Source organism: Knoellia altitudinis (genome assembly GCF_042666355.1).
GTDB lineage: Bacteria > Actinomycetota > Actinomycetes > Actinomycetales > Dermatophilaceae > Knoellia > Knoellia altitudinis.
Window position 1 is genome coordinate 1,445,820 of record NZ_JBHTDK010000001.1, and the last position, 20,452, is coordinate 1,466,271.

The 20,452-nt window shown below is 70.3% G+C and carries 18 protein-coding genes; 5 read left to right on the plus strand and 13 right to left on the minus strand.

Annotation, left to right across the window (positions count from 1 at the left end; all coding sequences use genetic code 11):
• Nucleotides 1-15: 15 nt before the first annotated feature.
• From zwf to ACFQW8_RS06865, 7 genes are all read right to left on the minus strand, one after another.
• Nucleotides 16-1,500 carry a glucose-6-phosphate dehydrogenase gene (gene zwf / locus ACFQW8_RS06835; RefSeq protein ID WP_380086223.1) on the minus strand — a complete coding sequence of 495 codons (1,485 nt, stop codon included), beginning with the start codon at nt 1,498-1,500 and terminating at the stop codon, nt 16-18.
• Entirely contained in the window at nt 1,497-2,543 is a 1,047-nt protein-coding gene (locus tag ACFQW8_RS06840; protein ID WP_380086224.1) for a lipase family alpha/beta hydrolase, read from the minus strand. The genes zwf and ACFQW8_RS06840 overlap by 4 nt, the downstream gene beginning before the upstream one ends.
• Complete coding sequence (locus ACFQW8_RS06845; RefSeq protein WP_380086226.1) at nt 2,540-2,674, minus strand: hypothetical protein; 135 nt, start codon at nt 2,672-2,674, stop codon at nt 2,540-2,542. Before ACFQW8_RS06845 ends, ACFQW8_RS06840 begins: the two co-directional genes overlap by 4 nt.
• 114 nt (nt 2,675-2,788) lie before the next feature.
• Nucleotides 2,789-2,980 (minus strand): hypothetical protein, encoded by a 192-nt coding sequence (locus tag ACFQW8_RS06850; protein WP_380086227.1) that lies wholly within the window; start codon nt 2,978-2,980, stop codon nt 2,789-2,791.
• A 14-nt stretch (nt 2,981-2,994) separates the two neighbouring features.
• The gene (locus tag ACFQW8_RS06855) at nt 2,995-3,714 is read right to left on the minus strand and encodes a hypothetical protein (protein WP_380086228.1); all 720 of its coding nucleotides are present in this window, start codon (nt 3,712-3,714) and stop codon (nt 2,995-2,997) included.
• Nucleotides 3,715-3,810: 96 nt separating this feature from the next.
• Complete coding sequence (locus tag ACFQW8_RS06860) at nt 3,811-4,638, minus strand: DUF2382 domain-containing protein (RefSeq protein WP_380086229.1); 828 nt, start codon at nt 4,636-4,638, stop codon at nt 3,811-3,813.
• Between the two features lie 48 nt (nt 4,639-4,686).
• Nucleotides 4,687-5,523: a mechanosensitive ion channel family protein gene (locus ACFQW8_RS06865; RefSeq protein WP_380086230.1), complete on the minus strand. Its 837-nt coding sequence runs from the start codon at nt 5,521-5,523 to the stop codon at nt 4,687-4,689.
• A gap of 224 nt (nt 5,524-5,747) precedes the next feature.
• On the opposite strand from ACFQW8_RS06865, the gene ACFQW8_RS06870 reads away from it, so the two are divergent.
• Nucleotides 5,748-6,428: a TetR/AcrR family transcriptional regulator C-terminal domain-containing protein gene (locus ACFQW8_RS06870; RefSeq protein ID WP_380086231.1), complete on the plus strand. Its 681-nt coding sequence runs from the start codon at nt 5,748-5,750 to the stop codon at nt 6,426-6,428.
• Nucleotides 6,429-6,455: 27 nt separating this feature from the next.
• Here ACFQW8_RS06870 and ACFQW8_RS06875 read toward each other — a convergent pair whose 3' ends face one another.
• Both ACFQW8_RS06875 and ACFQW8_RS06880 read right to left on the minus strand, forming a co-directional pair.
• Nucleotides 6,456-9,767, minus strand: a complete 3,312-nt coding sequence (locus ACFQW8_RS06875) for a DEAD/DEAH box helicase (RefSeq protein ID WP_380086232.1) — start codon at nt 9,765-9,767, stop codon at nt 6,456-6,458.
• Between the two features lie 148 nt (nt 9,768-9,915).
• Nucleotides 9,916-11,310, minus strand: coding sequence for an HAD-IB family hydrolase (locus ACFQW8_RS06880; protein WP_380086233.1), 1,395 nt, complete (start codon nt 11,308-11,310; stop codon nt 9,916-9,918).
• Nucleotides 11,311-11,364: 54 nt separating this feature from the next.
• Here ACFQW8_RS06880 and ACFQW8_RS06885 point away from each other — a divergent pair, with 54 nt between their 5' ends.
• Complete coding sequence (locus ACFQW8_RS06885; protein WP_380086234.1) at nt 11,365-12,177, plus strand: patatin-like phospholipase family protein; 813 nt, start codon at nt 11,365-11,367, stop codon at nt 12,175-12,177.
• Nucleotides 12,178-12,288: 111 nt separating this feature from the next.
• Complete coding sequence (locus ACFQW8_RS06890; RefSeq protein WP_380086235.1) at nt 12,289-13,302, plus strand: 1-acyl-sn-glycerol-3-phosphate acyltransferase; 1,014 nt, start codon at nt 12,289-12,291, stop codon at nt 13,300-13,302.
• A 109-nt stretch (nt 13,303-13,411) separates the two neighbouring features.
• On the opposite strand, the gene pheA is transcribed toward ACFQW8_RS06890, so the two are convergent.
• The gene (pheA, locus tag ACFQW8_RS06895) at nt 13,412-14,341 is read right to left on the minus strand and encodes a prephenate dehydratase (RefSeq protein ID WP_380086236.1); all 930 of its coding nucleotides are present in this window, start codon (nt 14,339-14,341) and stop codon (nt 13,412-13,414) included.
• Nucleotides 14,338-14,751: a DUF4446 family protein gene (locus ACFQW8_RS06900; RefSeq protein ID WP_380086237.1), complete on the minus strand. Its 414-nt coding sequence runs from the start codon at nt 14,749-14,751 to the stop codon at nt 14,338-14,340. Before ACFQW8_RS06900 ends, pheA begins: the two co-directional genes overlap by 4 nt.
• A 19-nt stretch (nt 14,752-14,770) precedes the next feature.
• Between ACFQW8_RS06900 and ACFQW8_RS06905 the strand changes: the two genes are divergently transcribed.
• A complete protein-coding gene (locus tag ACFQW8_RS06905; RefSeq protein ID WP_380086238.1) occupies nt 14,771-15,469 on the plus strand; it encodes a TMEM165/GDT1 family protein in 699 nt (232 codons plus the stop codon).
• A gap of 42 nt (nt 15,470-15,511) precedes the next feature.
• On the opposite strand, the gene ACFQW8_RS06910 is transcribed toward ACFQW8_RS06905, so the two are convergent.
• Entirely contained in the window at nt 15,512-16,786 is a 1,275-nt protein-coding gene (locus tag ACFQW8_RS06910) for a glycosyltransferase 87 family protein (RefSeq protein WP_380086239.1), read from the minus strand.
• A 98-nt stretch (nt 16,787-16,884) separates the two neighbouring features.
• On the opposite strand from ACFQW8_RS06910, the gene ACFQW8_RS06915 reads away from it, so the two are divergent.
• Nucleotides 16,885-19,059, plus strand: coding sequence for a hypothetical protein (locus tag ACFQW8_RS06915; protein ID WP_380086241.1), 2,175 nt, complete (start codon nt 16,885-16,887; stop codon nt 19,057-19,059).
• Here ACFQW8_RS06915 and ACFQW8_RS06920 read toward each other — a convergent pair.
• Nucleotides 18,998-20,446, minus strand: coding sequence for a hypothetical protein (locus ACFQW8_RS06920; RefSeq protein WP_380086242.1), 1,449 nt, complete (start codon nt 20,444-20,446; stop codon nt 18,998-19,000). The two genes, ACFQW8_RS06915 and ACFQW8_RS06920, sit on opposite strands and share 62 nt — an antisense overlap.
• Between the last annotated feature and the right edge of the window lie 6 nt (nt 20,447-20,452).

A 20,452-nucleotide genomic window follows, 5' to 3' on the forward strand; every position in this document is an offset into this window, starting at 1 on the left:
CGTGTGGGGTGGTGACTAGCCTCGCGCGCCACCCTCGGCGGGCGACCGCGGCCCCGGGTCTGGAGTCTTCTCCCGCCACTTGCGCTCGAAGGGCAGCCGCCACGTGTGCGGCGACACGAGCTGGTGGATCTGGTTCGGTCCATAGGTGCCCGGCGCATAGGGCCGCACGACGGGCGGGTTGTCGAGCAGCGGCTGGCTGACCTCCCACAGCCGCTCGATGCCCTCGGCCGACGTGAAGAGCGTGTGGTCGCCCCGGACCGCGTCATAGATGAGCCGCTCGTAGGCCTCGAGCACCGCGCCGGCCCACGTCGTCTCCTGCATCGCGAACTGCATCGACAGCTTGTCGAGCTTCATTCCCGGCCCGGGTCGCTTGCCATAGAACGAGAGCGACATGCGCGCCCGGTCGGCGAGGTCGAAGGTGAGGTGGTCGGGTCCGTGGTCGCCGACGCCGGAGCCGGGCGGGAACATCGACTGCGGCGGCTCGTTGAAGGCGATCGAGATGATGCGCGCCCCCTCGGCCATCCGCTTGCCGGTGCGCAGGAAGAACGGCACCCCGGCCCAGCGCCAGTTGTCGATGTAGCACTTGAGCGCGATGTAGGTCTCGGTGTCGGAGTCTGGCGCCACCCCCGGCTCGTCGAGGTAGCCGGAGTACTGGCCCCGCACGACGTCGCCCGGATGGATGGGCTGCATCGACTCGAAGACCTTGTTCTTCTCGCGGCTGATGGCGTCGGGCTCGAGCGAGGTCGGTGGCTCCATCGCGGTGAACGCGAGGATCTGGAAGAGGTGGGTGACGACCATGTCGCGGTAGGCGCCGGTGTTCTCGTAGAAGTCCCCGCGCGTCGACAACCCCAGGGTCTCGGGCACGTCGATCTGCACGTGGGCGATGGAGTTGCGGTGCCAGATCGGCTCGAACAGCCCGTTGGCGAAGCGGAAGGCGAGGATGTTCTGGGCCGGCTCCTTGCCGAGGAAGTGGTCGATCCGGAAGACCTGCTCCTCGCGGAAGACCTCGTGCACCCGGCGGTTGAGCTCGACCGCCGAGGCGTAGTCGGTCCCGAACGGCTTCTCCATGACGATGCGGCTGTGGTCGACGAGCTTGGCCTCGGCGATGGTCTGGATGGCGGAGAGTGCGGCCTTCGGAGGGACCGACAGGTAGTGCAGCCGCAGCTCGGAGTCGCCCGGCAGCAGCTCCTCGGCGGCCCGCACCGCGTCACCGAGGGCCTTGGGGCCGGCCGACAGCGGGACGTAGTCGAGACGCTGGGCGAACTCGTTCCACTCGTCCTCGTCGAGGACGCGCGTGGAGAACTCCTTGATCGCCGCATGCGCGAGCTCCCGGAAGTCGTCCCTGCTCAGCTCGTCGAGGGAGGTGCCGACGATGCGCAGGTCGTCGAGCAACCGCGACTGGAAGAGGTGCAGCAGCCCTGGGATGAGCTTGCGTTTGGCCAGGTCTCCCGTCGCACCGAAGAGGATGACGGTCGTCGGGGCGGTCGTCTGTTCGCTCATGGGTCCACTCTGGCAGCAAGACGATCCCGCACGGCGGCATACACGGTCGGGTCGTGGACGAGCGCGATGTGGCTCACTCCGGGGAGGACGACGACGTCCTCCTGCGCGAACCGCCTGCCCTCGGGTCCCCGACGACCGGACCCGCGCGCACTCGCGGCCGTGACCATGCCGTCTCCGAACAGCCGGGCGACCCTGCCGTCGATCTTCTTGCCGAGCAGTCCGACGACGGCCAGATGGCGTATGCCGGGGTGCAGAGGGACGTCGACCCGTCGCCCTCGGTGGTCGGTCGGGTCCAGACCGTGCCACTCCTGCTCGAGGATGTTGCCGTGCCTCAGGTCCTGGATGCCGACGCTGCGGATGCCGAGGGCCCGGGCCAGCGGCCGCACCTGGCGGAGCGCGCCCGCCACCCTGGCAGCTTGGTTGACGCCCCGCTCGAGCGATGCCCCGAGGTGTGGCGCCCCGAGCGTCACCGTGTCGCTCACCCGACTCACCCAGTCGCTGCCGCCGGCCGCCTCGACCTCGGCCTGGGCGAGGGCGCTGTGGATGACGAGTCCGCCCATGGAGTGCCCGACCAGGACGAGTCGGGTGACCGGCACGGGCCAGTGGGCGACGAGCGCGGTGAGGAGGCGCTGGAGCTCGTGGCCGTTGCGTGAGATCCGCAGCCCGGTGTTGTAGCGGACGGCGACCGGCGTGAAGCCGAGCTCCTCCTTCAGTCGCTCGCCGAAGCGGCCGGCATCCCAAGCCGTCTCGGTGAGCAGCAGCCCGTGGACGAGGACGACCACCTCGCCGCTCGCGTCCGGATAGGCCTGTGCCACACCGTCATCGGTGAGGTCGACCACCCGACCCCGCACCCGGACGCCCATGCCGTGCGAGAGGGCCGAGCCTGAGGTGTCGAGCCGGTCGCCGATGAAGGCGTTGACGAAGGCGCGCGCGCTGTTGGGGACGGGGTGGTGGACGAGGCTGTCGGCAACACCTGCCACCCGGCGCACGCCACGCATCAGCGTCTCCTCGACGGCGGTCGGCGCATCCGGCTCCTCGGTCATGGACCGAAGAGTTGCACACCCCAGTCGTCGCCGTCGCCCAGTCCGGGCGGGCAGGCGAAGAGCCCGGACCCGTTGTGCTCGATGGACTCGTCGAGGACGTCGGACTTCGCAAGCGCGTGCTGCATCGGCACGACGTGGAGATGCGTATGCCGTCCAGCTGGCTCTCGTACGCGAGCCTGCGGTTGGCCCGGTGAGCGGCACCCCTTCTTTCGGAGGGGTGCCACCCCGTGGTCTGCTTGAGACGCCTAGAGTCCGAGCTTGGCGCCCATGCCGCCGGCTCCACCGAAGAGGTCCTTGGGGTCGATGCCGAGCGCGGACAGCTCGTCGGAGTGCTGCTCCGTGTCGACCTGATCGGGCAGATCCGACTGGGCCCGGTCGGCCTCGTCGTCGTCCCCACGGTTCGCGAGCATGTCGATGACGCCCGGAAGGGCAGCCATCGGGCTACGGCTCGTCAGTCGCCGAGTCCGACCCTGTCGACCTTCCGGTGGAAACGCATCCCTGCAAGGCCGCCCAGGATGGCGCCGGCCAGGCTGGTGACCGCGACACCGACGGCGGCAATGATGCCGGCGGTGGACAGGTCACCCTCCCCGACGGGGATGCGGGGGAAGCTGTTCAGGTTGGCAAGCACGTTGAACTCGCTGCCGGCCACAGTGCCCACGACGGCGACGACGACCGCGATGAACAGCGCCCAGAGCCACACGGCGATGCCTTGCTTGGCACCGTCGAACCGGGCCATCCGCCCGGCTACGTACCCGCCGCAGTAATAGGCGATGAACAGCACGACGAGCAGGATGATGCCGCCGACCAGCCCGACCGTCGTGGGGTCACTTGCGGCTTGGTCGGTGGCCTCGTCGACGTCGGTGCCGGTGGCCACCCCGACGGCGCTCCCAGCGGCCGCCAACAAGGCGGTCAGGAGGACGGCCGTTCCGGTGGCGGTGAGCCACCCGAAGAAGGCGGACCCGATCTTGATCCCACCGAACTGTTCCTTCTCGGCATTCACGACGTCGTGTCGGCTCACCGTCTCGGCCGTACTGGCCCCATGGCGGTCACGATCGCTCATGTGCCTTGTGGCGTTGTCGCTCAGGTCAGCGCGCTCGCGTGGGTCACGGTCCCCACCTGCGTGCGAACGGCGCGGGTCACGCCCGCCGTCGGCATCTGCACTGGTGCTCATGGGCTTTCCTTTCCGGGCGCTCGAGCGCCTTGGGGTCCTGCCCGCAGCCGTGGGTCCTTGATAGACCTTGGCTGCGGGCAGGACGGGTGTGCCGGTTCAGCGACGGCCCTGGTCGCCTCGGTCGGACTGGCCAGGCGTGTCGCCCTCGACACCGTCGGTGTCGATCTGCTCCTTGCGGACGGACTCACTGACCTGCTCCTGGTCGGTGACTGTCTCCTTGCCGAGCTTGACTCGTTCGACCGCGACGGTCTCCTTCTCCACGACGGGCCGCTCTTCGGTCAGGACGACCTCGTGCTCCTCCTCGGAGATGTCCGGGCCGGCCATGGCCTCGTCACGGTTGGCGTCCGTGATCGGCTCGCGCTCGATGGTGACCTCTTCGCGGGTGACCGGGACCGTGACGGTCTGCTCCTCGGTCACCACGTGCTTGCGCAACCTCGCGCGACCGGTCTCACGCTTCTCCGTGCCCACCTTGAGCTGCTCCTCCGAGCGCGTCATGGCGTCGTCCGTGGTCGGGCCGGACGTGTCGTGACCGACGGTCTCGTCCACGTCGGTGCCGCGGCCGCCGTCGTTGCGATCGGGAAGTCCGGAGTCCGACCTGTCCCCGGAGTAGTCCAGGCCGTAGTGGCGGTAGAGCTCCGCTTCCTCGTCCTGGGAAAGATGACCCTGGTCAGCGTCGACGCGGGGTGCGTCCTTCACGGTGCCCTTGTCGTAGGGGACGCGGAGTCCGTCGTCCGAGAACTGCGCCTGCGCGACCGGGACGAAGCTCTCCTTGGTGCCGAACATGCCAGTCATGACGGTCACCCACTCGGGCTTGCCGGTCTCGTCATCCAGGTAGACCTGGCCGACCTGACCGATCTTCTCGCCGTCCGAACCGTGCACGTCCCGACCGATGACGTCGTTGATGTTGTTCTGGTCGATGCTCATGATGCTTCCTTCCGTGGTGTGTAACAGGGGGAGGTGACGCCTGAGACCTCAGCGCCGTGGGGTGGTGCTTCCGCCTTCGCCGGTTCCCTGGTCGAAGACCTGGGTGGGCGTGGAGGAGGTGCTCCCGGACGAGCCGGAGTCGTCGTACTCGCGCTTGGCCTTGCTCTTGGCCTGCTCGGCCTGTTCGCGGACACCGGGGGTGTTGGCTGCCTCGGCCTTGACCTTGGGAAGCTCTCCCTCGGCCTTGACCAGGTAGGACTCCCAGCGGTGCTGCATGGGCTTGATGAGTCCACCGCCGACACCGACGATCAGGATCCCGCTGATGGTCCCGAGCACGGCGATGAGGACGGGCAGGGTGACCGTGGTGGCGATGCCCACCTGGTTGAGAGCCGCGATGACACCCAGACCGATGATGAAGAAGGCCACGATGTTCGCCAGGGTCTTGCCGTAGGAGAGTCCACCCAAGGTGTTGGACAGCAGCTCACGCACGGCTGTGGCGATGGCGGCAGCAACGACGACGATGATGATGGCGACGATCGCCTTCGGCAGGAACGCGATGACGCCGGTGAGCAGGTCACTGATCGGGTTCGGACCGAAGACCCCGAAGGCCAGCTGCAGGACGAACAGCAGCAGGGTGTAGTACACCAGCTTGCCGACGATGTCGGAGGCGTCGTACTTGCTCTTTTCGAGTGCCTTCTTGACCCCACCACGCTCGACGGCGCGATCGAACCCGACGCGCTCGAGGATCTTGTCGACCGCCTTGCCGATCGCCTTGGCGACGAACATGCCGATGATCAGGATGAGGAGGAACACGACGAGCTTGGGGAGGAACACGGCGATGGTCCGCAGTGCGTCAGTCCCTGCGTCTTCCAGTGAGTCAGTCATTCAGGAGCTCCGATTTACAACGTAAATTTTGGTGGACTCGGGGAACACTACACATCAGATGTGGGACAAAACCGATTGGCTTCAGGGATGTTGCCGCGCCTGCGGCTGGTGCGTGCACGGCGTAGGCCCCGTAGGCTTGACGAATCCACGGGGGTACGGAGGGTGCTATGGCAGAGCAGGGCACGGTAGGAACACTGGACGAGGACGAAGCGCAAGGGCGCCGTGTGCGTCTGAACCGAGAGCGCATCGTCGAGCAGGCTGTCGTCATCATCGACGCCACCGGTCCGGGGTCGCTGACGATGCGCCGCCTGGGGCGAGACCTGGGAGTCGAAGCGATGACGCTCTACCGGTACGTCAACGGTCGGGAGGACCTGCTCGAGGCAGTCGTCGACCGGCTGGTCGGTGAGGTGAGAGTCGCCCCCGACGGGCGCATGGACCCGGCTGACGGGTGGCAGGCCTTCCTGCAGTGGATGGCCCACGAAGTGCGTCGCTTGGCGATCGAGCACCCGAACGCCTTCCCTCTGATCGCGACCCGCCACCCGGCGACCCCATGGCTGAGACCACCACTGCGCAGTCTCCACGTCGTCGAGGACTTCCTCGACGGGCTGACGTCGCGTGGCTTCACCGATGATCAGGCCGTGAGCGCCTACCGGTCCTTCACGAGCTTCCTGCTCGGCCATCTCCTCCTCGAGTCCGCCGCTCAGGGCGCGAGCACCGCACCCGTCGAGGAACCGTTGAACGAGGGCGACGCCGACCTGCCGAACGCTGACGCCGAGCTGGACGTGGACAGGTACCCAGCGGTGGCAAGGCTGCGGGACCAGCTGTCCGAGGACCACACGGACGACGAGTTCGAAGAGGCCCTGGAGGCCCTGCTCGAACGCATGGATCTCGCCCTCAGCCAGTGAGGTTCGCGCCTCCGGAACCGAGTGCTGTCAGCGGTCGAGCAGGCCGCGCAGGTCGTCAGCGGTGAGGGCGCTCGACAACAGGTCGCCGTCGTCGACGACCCGGGCGAAGAGGTCGCGCTTCCTGTCCTGGAGGGCGACGACCTTCTCCTCGATGGTGTCGGTCGAGACGAGGCGGTAGACGTTGACCGACCGGGTCTGCCCGATGCGGTGGGCGCGGTCGATCGCCTGGTTCTCGGCGGCCGGGTTCCACCACGGGTCGAGGACGAAGACGTAGTCGGCCTCGGTGAGCGTGAGCCCGAAGCCACCGGCCTTGAGCGAGATGAGGAACACCGGGGCCTCTCCCCCGCGGAACTCCCTGACGACGTCGCCGCGGTTGCGCGTGGACCCGTCGAGGTAGGCGTAGGCGATGCCCTCCTCCTCGAGCCGGGCTCGCACGATCGACAGGAACCCGGTGAACTGGCTGAAGACGAGGGCGCGGTGCCCCTCGGCAGCGAGCTCGGCGACCTGCTCGACGAGGGCCTCGACCTTGGCGCTCGGCGCGACGTCACCGTAGGCCTCGGAGTCGACCAGCGCGGGGTCGAGGGCCATCTGGCGCAGGACGGTGAGGGCCCGCAGGATGGCGATCCGGTTGCCGTCGAGGTCGTCGATGAGGCCGAGCAGGCGTTGTCGCTCACGCGCGAGGTGGCGGTCATAGATGGCCCGGTGCCTGGGGTGGAGCGCGACGTGGAGGATCTGCTCCTGCCTGGGCGGCAGGTCGGATGCGACGGCCTCCTTGGTGCGCCGGAGCATGAGCGGGCGGATGCGTCGGCGCAGCGTGGCGAGCAGCTCGGGCGAGGAGCCGTTCTCGATCGGCTTCGACCACTGCTCCCGGAAGAGCTGGGGCCTCGGGTGCAGACCCGGGGCGACGATGGACAGCAGCGACCAGAGGTCCATGAGCGAGTTCTCGAGCGGGGTGCCGGTGAGTGCAAAGGTGACACGGGCCGGGAGGCGGCGCATCGCGGCATACGTCTTCGCCTGGTGGTTCTTGACGAACTGGGCCTCGTCGAGGACCGCCGCGGACCACGGGACCGCCCGGAACTCCTCGGCGTCGATGCGCCCCACGGCATAGGTCGTGACGACGAGGTCGGCGCCCGAGATCGCCTCGAGCATCGGGACCCGGGCCTTGCCGCGGGTGCGGTCGAGGACGGCGACGGTGAGGTCGGGCGCGAACTTCGCCACCTCGTCGACCCACGTGCCGAGGACGGACGTGGGCGCGACGATGAGCATCGGGTCGGTCAGCTCGCCACGCTCTTTGGCGCGCAGGGCCATCGCGACCACCTGCAGGGTCTTGCCGAGTCCCATGTCGTCGGCGAGGACGCCACCGAGCCCGAGATCCCAGAGCAGCGAGAGCCAGCGGAAGCCCTCCTCCTGGTAGGGCCGCAGGGTCGCCTTGAGCGAGCTCGGCACCTCGGCAGGCTCGGGGCCGTCGACACCGTCCACTCCGAGCAAAGCGTCCACGGACCGCTGCCACCGGTCGGACTGCTCCTCGACGACCCCGATCTCCACAAGCTCGTCCCAGAGCCCGGCGTGCAGGACCGACAGCCGCAAGGGGCCGGTCTGCTTGTCCTGCAGCGCCCTGGCCTCCTCGACGAGGGAGCGGAGGCGATGGAGCTCGGGGTGGTCGAGGGTGAACCAGGCGCCGTCGGGCAGGAGCATGCGCTCCTCGTCGCGGGCGAGGGCGGTGACGAGGTCGGACAACGGCACCTCGTGGCCGCCGACGGTGACGGCGATCTGGAGGTCGAACCAGTCGTTGCCCTCGCTCGACTGCTGGGTGCCGACGGCGATGCGGGGAGCCTCGGTGACCTCGGCGTAGGTCGTCGGCTCCCCGATGACCTCGACCTCGACGTCCTCGTGCGCCTTGATCTCGGGCAGCCGCTCGACAAAGGCCACCGTGTCAAAACCGCTGAGGGACAGCGCTTCTCGTGGCACCCATCCCTGGCGGGTGAGATCCCAGAGGGCCGGCAGCTCGTCGCGACCTGGCACCGCGCCCACGAGCTCGCTCTCGCGGGCGGAGTCGCGGAAGGCGCTGGGGTCGCGATGGATCGACGGCTCACGGTGGAGCGGCACGATGACCGGGGTGTCGCGCGGGCCGTAGCCGAAGGACCAGACGAGGTGAGCCATGTGGTTGTCGTCGAAGCGGACGCGGAGGTGCAGCCGCGGAGGCACGACCTCGGGGAGGGTGAGCCCGCCGTGGGTGCGAACCGTCGCGCGCCGCTGGAGGACGGCGAGCTTGTCGAGGGCGAAGCTCGACCAGTCGTCGCTGGGGATGGTGAACGGCCCGCGCTCGACGACTCGCGCCGCGGCCACGTCGACGTCGGCGCCGAAACCACCGAGGCGCAGGTCGCGGCCCTCCTGGCGGAACCACCCGGTCGGCGGGTCACCGACGATGGCGACCTCGCCCGTCCCCTCGGGCAGGTCGAGACTGGGGACCGCGCGCACGTCGCCGCCCTCGATGGGCGAGAGGTCCAGCACGAAGTGCCCCTGGTCGGGCTCGAGGTGGACCTCGCCACCGTTGTTGGCGTGGGTCAGGAGCACCACTCCGGCGTCGCGCGCCCGGGCGAGCAGGTCGATCCACCCGCGACCCATGAGATCCAGCGGGATGGACGCCGGCGCCCGGCCGTAGCCCGCCATGCGACTGCCGCGACGATGGGCGTCGGCGATGGCCGTGAGGGCGTCGAGGGGAGGACCGTCGAGGCGGAAGGTGTAGGACGAGTAGTAGCCGCCCGCCACGGCCTCCCACGAGATGCCGGTCTTGATCCACCGTCCCGGGGACGCTCCGGGGATCATCGGGCGCAGCTGGATGCTCGGGGTGCGCGAGCGCGCCTCCCACGGAGAGGGCCGCCCGCGTGGGGTCTCCATGTCGAGCAGCAGCCCGACGACGCCGGTCTGGGGCTCGGGCTCGGGCACGTCGAGGAGCTCGCCGAGGGCGTCGCGCCACGAGGTGGACCGCTGCGACCCCGAGGGGGTGTCGGTGCGCCACGGACGCTGGGTGCGCAGGGCGATGACGAGGGCGGCGGCGTGCTTGCAGGCGAAGCCCACGGGGCAGGTGCAGTCGCTCTCGAGCAGCGGCTCACCATGGGGATCGGGGGCGAGGGACACCTCGGTGCGATAGATGCCGGGCCCGTTGCCGATGACCCTGGCCGCCGCCCTCGTGCCCTCGTCACCGACGATGATGCTCGTGACCCGACCAGCACGCGCGTAGTCGCCGGCGCGGCCGAGCGTGGCCCGGTCGAAGGCTCGGCCCAGCTCACGGTCGGACAGCTCGTCGAGGGTGTGCGCCTCCCGCTCCATGCCTGTCATCGAGCTGCCCACCTCCTTCGTCCGCGCAGGACGACAACGGTATGCCGTGCCGCGGACATTCCCTGCCGGTCATCCACAGCTCTCCCTGGCGTCCGGGCGCCTGATGTGGACACGACTCCCGCTGGGGACGAGCTCAGTGGGGCCGGGGTCAGGACTCGTCGGGGAGCCGACCACCCGGATAGGTGGCGCGCAGCTCGTCCTCCGTCGGGACGCGGCGCTCTCGGGCCTCGGGGGGCAGCAGCTCGGAGATCGCCGACATGATGCGCCTGGTGTCGGCGGCGGGCGAGCGATACTTGAGCTCGACCGGAGGGCCCACGCGGATCGTGACCCTGGGTGGGTTCGAGAGGTTGAGCAGGTTGGGCATCGACGAGGACCGCGGCCAGACCTTCTCGGTGCCCCACATCCCCACGGGGATGACCGGCGCCCGACTCACGGCCGCGAGGCGGGCGGCCCCGGTCCGGCCCTTGAGCTCTGGGTCGAAGAAGGCCGCGCCACGCGGGATCGTCCCCTGCGGCAGCAGCCCCACCATCTCGCCGCCCTCGAGCGCCAGCGCGGCCATGTCGTAGGACTCCGCGCCGCCCTCGCCACGGTCGACCCGGATGCCACCGGCGGCCGAGATGAAGGACCCGAGCACGGGGACGTCGAACATCTCCTTCTTGCCGAGCACCCGCGCCGTCCGCCCGGACCGCCGCACGACGTTGGCCATGGCGACCGCGTCGAAGTAGCTGCGGTGGTTGCCCACGAGGATGACCGGCCCGTGGCGCGGGATGTTCTCGACGCCACTCAGGTCGAAGCGGGCACAGGGAAAGAACGTCGAGCGCAGGACCTCGAGCACGAACCTCTGCAGCTCGATCCCGACGACGGGGACCTTGAGGACACCCGGCGAAACGTCGAAGTGCACGATCGGCCAACGGCGAGCCACGGCATACACACTCAGTCTGGGGTCGGGGTTGACGGCTGCCGGCCGCCCGACGGCCTCGAGGAGGGGCACGTCGAAGATCGAGTCCGAGTAGGCATAGCTCTCGGTGAGGTCGATGTCGTGCCTGGCCGCGAAGTGCCTGACTGCCGAGAGCTTGCCCGTCGACCAGACGAAGGGACCGCGGATCGAGCCGTCGAAGGTGCCGTCGTCCCTGGTGTTGTAACGGGTGGCGATGACGTGGTCGAAGCCGAGCCGGTCGGCGAGCGGCTGGATGAGGTGGGTCGGTGTCGTCGTCGCCATGACGGCGAGGCGCCCCTCGGCCTTGTGCTGCTCGATGAGGGCCAGCGCGAAGGGGTGGACGTGCTCCGCGATGACCGCCGCGGCGCGGCCTGCGGCCTCGTCGAAGCTCGTCGAACCCTTCCCGCGGGCGACGAGGGTGGCCTGCCGGGCGAGGAAGATCGACGGCAGGTTCTCGCCGAAGAGGTCGAACGCCTTGAAGAGCAGGTCCTGGCCGGGGAGCGATCGTGGCACGAGGCCCAGCTCGACCATCGCCTGCGACAGGTGGGGGCCGGTGCCGCCCTGCAGCAGCGTGCGGTCGAGGTCGAAGAACGCTGCGCCGGGCATGGACCCACCCTAGGGCGGGCCGGTCCCACCGGCGCCGACCCTAGGGTGGGCGTCATGACGACGGCATTCGTGCTCGGCGGCGGCGGGGTCCTCGGCACGACCCAGGTCGGGATGCTGCGCGCCCTCGTCGAGCAGGGAGTCAAGCCCGACCTCGTCGTGGGGACGAGCATCGGCGCCCTCAACGGTGCCTTCATCGCTGCCGACCCGTCGGTCGAGGGCGTCGTTGCCCTGGGCAAGGCGTGGGAGGCGGTCGGTTCCAGCGGGATCTTCCTCGACAACCCCATGCGTTCCGCGGCCCGCATCGCCCGCTTCCGGACCCACGTCCTGTCGAGCGCCCCCTTGCGGGCCATCGTCGACGAGCACCTCCCGGTCGACACCTTCGAGGAGCTCGAGGTCGACTTCCAGTGCGTGGCCGCGTGCATCGAGACCGCTGACGCGCAGTGGTTCTCGTCGGGCGAGCTCGTCGACCCCGTCGTCGCGTCGTGCACCGTGCCCGGGCTCTTCCCGGCAGTGGAGATCGACGGGCGGCACTACCTCGACGGCGGGTTGGTGCACTCGATCCCCGTCGGGCGCGCGCTGGCACTGGGAGCCACCCGCGTCTTCGTCCTCCAGGTCGGTCGGGTCGAGCAGCCGTTGGCGCCACCGCGCCGGCCGTGGGAGGTCGGCGTCGTGGCATTCGAGATCGCCCGCAGGCACCGCTACGTCCATGAGATGGCGAGCATCCCCGACGACGTCGAGGTCCACGTGCTGCCCAGCGGGGCACCCGAGACGCCGTCGGTCGCGTTGCGCTACGGACGCACCTCGCGCCTGCGGGAGCGTGCCGAGCAGGCGTATGCCGCGTCGACGGCATACCTGTCCCCTCCCTGACCTCCCTTTCCCGCCTGAAGTGGGTTGCTCTCACTTCGCTTGATCGCCGCGGTCAGGCGAACCGAGAGGTTCTGAGGCGGAGCCGGTGCGTGAACGGCATACGCTCACGCCATGGGTCTCGTGGGAATCCCGGCACCACCGCTGTTCGCGCGACGCGTCCTCGCCGTCGCGTGGCCGGTCGGGGCCGCCGCGCTCACCGGGCTCGCGGCGCCCGTCATCGTCGCCGGAGCGTTCCACTCGTTCGTCGACAAGCGGGCGCGGCTGTTCCGGGTGAGCTGCCTCGGGGTCGGGCTCGTGTGGGTGGACGTGCGCGTCCTCATGGAGTGCTGGCGGCTGTCGCTCAAGCACCCCCACGGCGACAGCCCCACCTGGGAGCAGGACCACGAGGCCGTCTTCCTCGGTGCCCTCAACCGCGCGATGATCCTCGCAAAGCGGTGGGCCGGCTTCGAGGTCGTGCTGGACGGGCGCATGCACTTCGGCACCGAGGGTGCGCCGCTCATCGCGTTCGCGCGGCATGCCGGGCCGGGCGACTCGCTGGCGCTGGCCTGGCTCCTCGGACACACGGCCGGGCGCATGCCCAAGATCGTTCTGGCAGAGGCGCTTCGGTGGGATCCGACCGTCGACACGCTGCTCACGAGGATGCGCTCCTACTTCGTGCCGTCCCGCAGCGGCGCCGGCGACGACCGGGTGCAGGGGGTGCGTGCGCTCGCCGCCGGCCTCGACTCGGACGACGTGCTGCTGCTCTTCCCCGAGGGTCAGAACTTCTCACCGGACCGCCGACGCGTCCTCATCTCAAGACTGCGCGCGGCTGGTCAGGAGCTGCGGGCCAGGCACGCGATCTCGCTGTGGAACACGCTCCCACCCAAGACCCGTGGCGTCGTCGCGTCGTTGGAGGCCAGACCCGACGCGGACGTGATGATCGTCGGGCATGCGGGGTTCGGTCGGCTCTCGTCACCGGGCGAGATCTGGGCGGCGATCCCGTTCACCGACCGCCCCTTCCTCGTCCAGACGCGCACGTATGCCGCCGCCGACGTCCCCGACGAACCTGCGGCCATCGAGGCATGGATCAACGACGAGTGGTCGGCCATCGACGATTGGGTGACGACCGTCGAGGGCCAGAGCTGAGCCAGCCTCAGCGGCTCGCGTCCGGTCACCAGGCGCGCAGGAATCCGCCGAAAGAGTGGGAGGCGAACGCGTCCCCACCCGTCCGATTGGGTGACTTCGGGACGGGTGGTCAGGGGCGGCGGAGGGAGTGGAGCCAGTTGCGGGCGGCGCTGAAGTCCTCGTCACCCGTGAGGGGCGCGACCTCGGTCTGGGCGCCGTCCTCGCGCGGGTAGGAGCCGAGGAAGCGCACCTCCGCACACACCCGCTTCAGGCCCATGAGTGCCTCGCCGACGCGCTCGTCGAGGACGTGGCCCTCGAAGTCGATGGAGAAGCAGTAGGACCCGAGGGTGGACTTCGTCGGACGTGACTCCAGGCGCGTCATGTTGATGCCACGCACGGCGAACTGCTCCAGCAGCTCGAGCAGCCCTCCCGCCCGGTCGTCGCGCTGGAAGAGCATGACTGTCGTCTTGTCGGCGCCGGTCCGCTCGGGCAACGCGCCCGGCCGGGCGACGAGCACGAACCGGGTCACCGCACCCGCACGGTCACCGATGTCGTCGGCCAGCACCGTGAGCCCGTGGTTGGCCGCGGCGACGGGCGCGCACACGGCAGCGTCATAGCCCTGCTCGACGTCACCGGCCAGGCCCGCGGCCGCAGCGGCCGTGGACAGGGTCGGGACGTAGGCCGCCCCCGGGAGCCGGGCGTCCATCCAGCCGCGGACCTGGGCCCAGGCGTGCGAGTGGGTGCCGACAGCGCGGATCTCCTCGAGCGGCATACCGGCACGAGCGGCCAGCACGAAGGTGATCGGCACGTTGACCTCACCGATGACGACGAGCGGGTCGCCCGAGGCCAGCGCGTCCAGCGTCGCCGACACCCCGCCCTCGACGGAGTTCTCGATCGGCACCATGGCGGCGTCGATCTCGCTGCGCCGCAGCGCATCGAGCGCCGAGTCGACCGAGCCGAACGGCACCTGCTCTCCTCCGTGGGACGCCGCCCAGGACAGCAGCGCCATCTGGGTGAAGGTGCCCTCCGGTCCGAGGTAGCCGTAGCGCGTCGCACTCATCTCTGCCGTCCTGTCCGTGCCGCGCTGAGCGCCTGCTGCTCCTCGGGGGTGAGGGTCGTGTCGGAGCCGCCCCCGGTGATGCCCTTGGCATAGGTCCGGGACTCGCCGCGTGCATGGATCGAGCTGAGCACGACACCGTCGCCCCGGTCGTCGACGATGGCCGCGCTGAAGCTCAGCCGCCCACCCATGTCACCGAACGCGTCGTAGCGCACGACCGCGACGTGCCGCAGCGCCTGGCCGATGTCCGCGCGCAGGGCCTCGAGGTCGCCGGCGCCCACGGGCCGTGCCCGCTCCAGCGCCTCGACCCTGCGCCGCAGGGAGCCGTGGCGACCGACGACCGCGACCAGCCCGAGGGCGAGCAGAGGCATGCCGACGAGGAACAGGACCTCGAGGGCCGTCGGCGCGAACATGCCGGCCAGCGTATGCCGTGTGCTCCCGACCCGCGGGCCCGTCCACACCGCGGTGGTGGCCGATGCGTGCCCGGGTCACCCTCGTAGGCTCGTCGCCATCATGGGCATCGACGTCACCACCATCGCCATCGTGTTCGCGACGATCTTCGTCGTCGAGCTGCCGGACAAGACCTTCATCGCCACCCTGGTGATGTCGACGCGGTTCCGACCGCTGCTCGTGTGGGTCGGTGTCGTCGCGGCGTTCTTCGTCCAGACCTTCGTCGCGGTGGCCATCGGCGGTGTGCTGTCGCAGCTGCCGAAGCGCCCGATCGAGATCTTCGCCGCGGTGATGTTCCTCGTCGGTGGGGTGCTGCTGCTGCGCGGGGCGGGCAAGGCCGACGAGGAGGAGGCCGAGGCCGAGGAGGAGTTCGGCGCGAAGTCCGCGGCCAGGCAGCTCGCGGGGTGGAAGGTCGTGACCTTCTGCTTCACGGTGCTCTTCCTCGCCGAGTGGGGTGACCTGTCCCAGATCCTCACGGCGACGCTGGTCACCAAGTTCGACGACCCGCTGTCGGTGTTCATCGGTGCGTTCCTCGCCCTCGCCGCGGTGTCGGGCCTGGCTGCCGTGCTCGGCCGGACCCTCCTCCAGCGGATCAGGCTGGCGACGATCCGACGCATCGGCGGCACCGTCTGCCTCGTCCTGGCAGCCGTCAGCGTCCTCCAGATCACCGGCATCCTCTGACCTGGCAGGCGCGAGCCGACCACATCCTGGTGAGGGAGCCACCTATGGGTGGTCGGCTCGCGCAAAGGTGGTCGGCTCGGCAAGGACCTCCGAGCGAGCCCCGCGCTCGGGCTCGCGGCCCACCCACCAGAGGAGCACCAGGGCCACCACGCCTCCGGCGACGTCGGCGTTCTGCAGGATCCGCCCCGGGAGCTCGGGCCACTCGGGGTGATCGAGATAGGTGATGCCCCACCACGGCATCCGCAGCAGGAACCACGCCCACACGACGAGCCCCGCCACGAGGCGGCGCGACCGCCACCTGGCACCGGCCCGCGACCGCTTCCACGGCTGGGCCCCCAGCAACGCGAAGACCACGACGACGACCCAGTGGAAGTGGTGGATCCAGGCCACCGGCGACAACAGGCAGGCGAGCAGCCCCACGACCGCGACCTCACCGATCGAGTCGCCGCGCAGCCACATCTGCCGAGCCAGCCGGAACCCGAAGACGCCCACGACGACGACGAGCACCAACCAGATCGCGGTGCCCACACCACCCTCGGGACCGACGCGCAGCAGGAACCCGCGCATCGACTGGTTCGAGGTCCCGAAGTTCGGCCCGAGCCGGGCCGGGTCCTGCAGCGCCCCACCCCAGAACGCGAACGACGCCTCCGGCAGCAGCACCCACGACCCGAGCGTCACTCCGACGGCGGTGCCCACAGCGGTCGCCGCCTCACGCCACCGTCGGTTGACGAGATAGTGGATGACGAACACCCCGGGCGTCAGCTTGATCGACATGGCCAGCCCGACGAGCACACCCGGGGGCACGCGCTTCAGCAGACCGGGTCGTGGCCGCCGCAGGTCCATGAGGCAGGCGAGCACCATGAACGCGTTGACCTGCCCGAACCGGATGCCGTCCGAGACCGGGTGCAGCCACAGCATCGGCGCGACCAGCGCCGCCGACGCGAGGGGCACCCAAGGTCCCGCGCGATGGATGAGCCGCCACCCGGCATACCAGACGATGGCGGTCGTGGCCGCGACCTGGGCAGCGGTCCAGAGCCAGCCGGCCACGCCGAAGGGCACCCACGCCAAGGGCATGGCCAGGATCGCCGCGAACGGGGGGTAGGTGAACGGCAACAGCTGCGGCGGTTCCGTCATCGCGGCATAGATCGGGCGGCCGGTGAGGATCGAGACACCGGCGTCGCGATAGACCTCGACGTCGACCTGCCACTGGTCCATCGGCCAGAACACGAGGTAGCGCAGCACGACCGGCAGGGCCGCGAGCGCGATGAGACCGACGGCGAGGGGCCACTGCCAGCGCATCAATCTCGTCGGGTTCACCCGGCCATTGTGACCGTAGGCCGGGTGCGCCCGACCTCCACCCGCCCCTCACCTGCTGCTCACATCACCGCCAAACCCCTCCCCGTAGGATCCCTCGGGTGTCCCGTCGATCGCTCGCTGCCCTGCTCGCCGTCCTCGCGACAGTGCTCGGCCTGAGCGTTCTGGCGACCCCCGCCTCGGCCCGGGCCGAGGCAGCGACCGATGACCCGTTCGGGGCCACGGTCCTCATCGGCACGGGCGGCATCACGTGGACCGACGTCTCCGAGAGGGCCACCCCCAACCTGTGGATGCTCCTGCGCGACGGCTCCAGCGCGGCGATGTCCATCCGTTCGGTCGAGACGAACACCTGCCCGATCGACGGCTGGCTCGGGCTGTCGGCCGGCAACCGCGCCGCCGCGCCACGAACGGGCGAGGGCCCGGCGAAGCAGCTGCCGTGCAGCCCCATCGGCGAGCCGACCGGCGGGGTCATCCCGGGCTGGGCATCCTTGACCCAGGCGACCGAGGGTCGCAAGTTCGACAGCAGGCTGGGTCTGCTGGGCGAAGCCGCCGCGAAGTCAGAGGTCTGCATCAAGCCGGTGGGTCCGGGTGCGGCCATCGCCGCCGCACTGCCCGAGGGCACGGCCGACCGTTACTCGCCCTATGACGAGGACAACCTCCTCGTCGACATGAACACGTGCCCGCTGACGATCGTCGACGTGGGCAGCGTGCGCGACCCGGACGACATCGCCGCCGGCGAGCAGCCCGTCTCCGGGACGCGCGCCGAGCAGGTCGCGGCGGTCGACCAGCGCATCGGCGCCGTCATCGAGGCGGCGCCCGGTGGCGCCGACTTCATCGTCGCCAGCCTCTCCGACGCCGGCACGACCGAGCGCCTTCGGCTGGCGGTCGCCCGCGGCCCTCACTACGGCCCGGGCCAGCTCAACGCCCCGTCGACCCGCCAGCCCGGCCTCGTCCAGGCGCAGGACCTGCCCGTCACCCTCATGTCGATCACCGACGTCACCGTCCCGGTCGGACTCGGCGGCACGACGATGACGAGCGACCCGGCCCCCGACAACTCCGAGCAGCGCGCCCGCGACCGGCTCCAGAAGCTCGTCGACTACGACCTCGCGAGCCACGAGGTGCACAGCCTCGTCCCACCGTTCTTCAACACCTTCGCCTACGGACAGCTCGTCATCTACCTGCTCGTCCTCCTCGTGTGGAAGGGCAAGATCGGCGGTCCCGACACCCGCCGCCGGGTGCTCGGCATCGTGCGCGTGGTCGCGGTGGCCGCGGCGTCCGTGCCGGCCTCGACCTTCCTCGCCAACCTGCTGCCCTGGTGGCGCTTCCCCGTCCCGATGGTGTCGATCGTCGGTGCGGTGGGACTGTTCGTCGCGATCATCGCGTATGCCGCACTGCGCGGTCCGTGGGGACGCTCGGCTCTCGGGCCGCTCGCCTTCGTCTCGGCCGTCACGGTGGCGGTGCTCGCCGGCGACATCCTCACCGGGTCGCGGCTCCAGCAGTCCTCGCTCATGGGGCTGCAGCCGGTCGTCGCCGGTCGCTTCTATGGCATGGGCAACGTGACGTTCGCGCTCTTCGCCACGTCCGCGATCCTGCTCGCCACCGCGGTGTCGAGCTATCTCGTGAGCCACCGGCGGCCGCGGGTGGCCGCCCTGGCGGTCCTCATCATCGCCGTGTGCGTCGTCATCGTCGACGGCGCGCCGTTCTGGGGCGCCGACGGAGGCGGGCCACCGGCCTTCATCCCCGGCATCACCTATCTCATCCTGTCGATCCTCGGCCTCCGGATGACCTGGCAGCGGGTCGTCCTCATCGGCCTGGGGTCGGCCGCGCTGTTCTTCGGCATCGCCTTCCTCGACTGGCTGCGTTCGCCCGATGACCGCAGCCACCTCGGCCGCTTCATCCAGGCGATTCTCGACGGCAACGCCCAGGACATCGTCATCCGCAAGGCGGAGCAGAACTGGAGCATCCTGCTCGGCAACGCGCCCCTGACGCTGCTCGTGCCGGCCGCGCTCCTCTTCGTCATCTATGTCCTGGCCCGACCCACGTCCTGGGGTTCGCGCGGGCTCGGCAGGTCCACCGAGACCGCACCCACCCTGCGCGCCGGGCTCATCGGCCTCGTCATCACCCTGACGATCGGTTTCCTCATCAACGACTCCGGCACCGCGATCCCGGCCGTGGGTGCCACCGTCGCCGTGCCCCTCATCGTCAGCGTCGTCGTCAGGAGCCTCGCGGACGACCTGCGGGCCGTGGCCGGGACCCGGCGCGCACGCCGCTCCTGAGCACCCACACCCACACGGCCAGCAGGAGGACCGGCGCCACGTTCGTCCGCACGGTCATCGTCACGTCCTCGACCGCGGGCGTCATGCCGAGGACGCGTCCCGGCGTGTAGGCCATGGTCATCACCCACAGCCGGGCGAGCAGGACGAGGTGGACCACGGCCGCCGTCGCCACGGACACAGCGGGCAGTCCGGCCCAGACGATGACGTCGTACCAGGGCAGCGAGTAGGGCGCCGCCAGTGCATAGGCCCCCGTCAGGACGACGACCCAGGCGAGCGCCCGTGCCGCCACGGTGGTCTCACGGTGCGGTCGGACGAGGCGCACGAGGCAGAGGGCGAACCCGATCGCCGCGACGGCTGCAAGGACCGAGATCACCCAGCGCACCGTCGGGCCGCCACCCGTGGCCTCGAGGAGCAGGCGCCACGGGGACGCGAGCGCCACCGCCCGCGACGACCGCCCGATCTGGTCGTAGACGTGCGGACCGGCCCACACGTGCAGGGCTCCGCCCACGACCAGGGCCGACCCCAGCAGCACGCCGGCGCGGGCGAACCACCGCTGCCGGAAGGCGAGGAGGAGCGCGAGCAGCACCACGGCATACGTGAACTTCGACGACAGCGCGAGCGCCGCGAAGGTGCCGGCGAGGGCAGCACCTCGCAGGCCGGCCCACCGGTGTGCCGCCCAGATCGCGAGCACCACCAGCGCCGTGGCCAGCAGGTCGACGTGCGCGCCGAGGACACCGACGGAGAAGACGAGCGGGTTGGCCGTCCACACGACGTCCACCCGACCTTCGTGGCCGGGGAGCATCCGGCGCAGGCACCAGCGCACCGTCAGCCACGCCGCGATGACGACTAGCTGCCACAGCCACACGGTCTGGCGCAGGTTGTCCCCGCCGCCGAGCGAGGTGAGCGCGTGGACGATCGACGCGAACGGCCCGTAGACACTCGGTTCCTCGGTCCAGGGCGCCTCGACCCGGCTGACGACCGGGTCGGTCCCGCCGCGCCAGGTGTTGGGCGACCGCAGCCAGGGGTTGTCGCCGAGGGCGAGGATGCGACCGTATGCCGCATAGCTCACGTGGTCGCCCGAGCCGAACGGCGTCGTGAGGGCGGCGACGACTGCCAAACCGCCCACGACGAGGCGGGGCAGGCCGCGCCCGCGGACGCCGTGACCGGTGACGGCCAGCACCAGGGCGGCTGCGCCGAGCGTGTATGCCGTCCACAGGGTCGCCGTGACCAGCGCCGGGCTCAGTGTGACCGGGAGCAGGGTGCCGGGCGCCCAGCCACGGGCTCCGAGGTCGGGCGCTGCTGCGTGCGGGAGGGTCAGCCCGACGACGAGGAGCAGCGTGAAGGAGGCAAGGAGCAGGCTGCGCCGCACCCGCTCGGTGGTGGGCACGCCCGC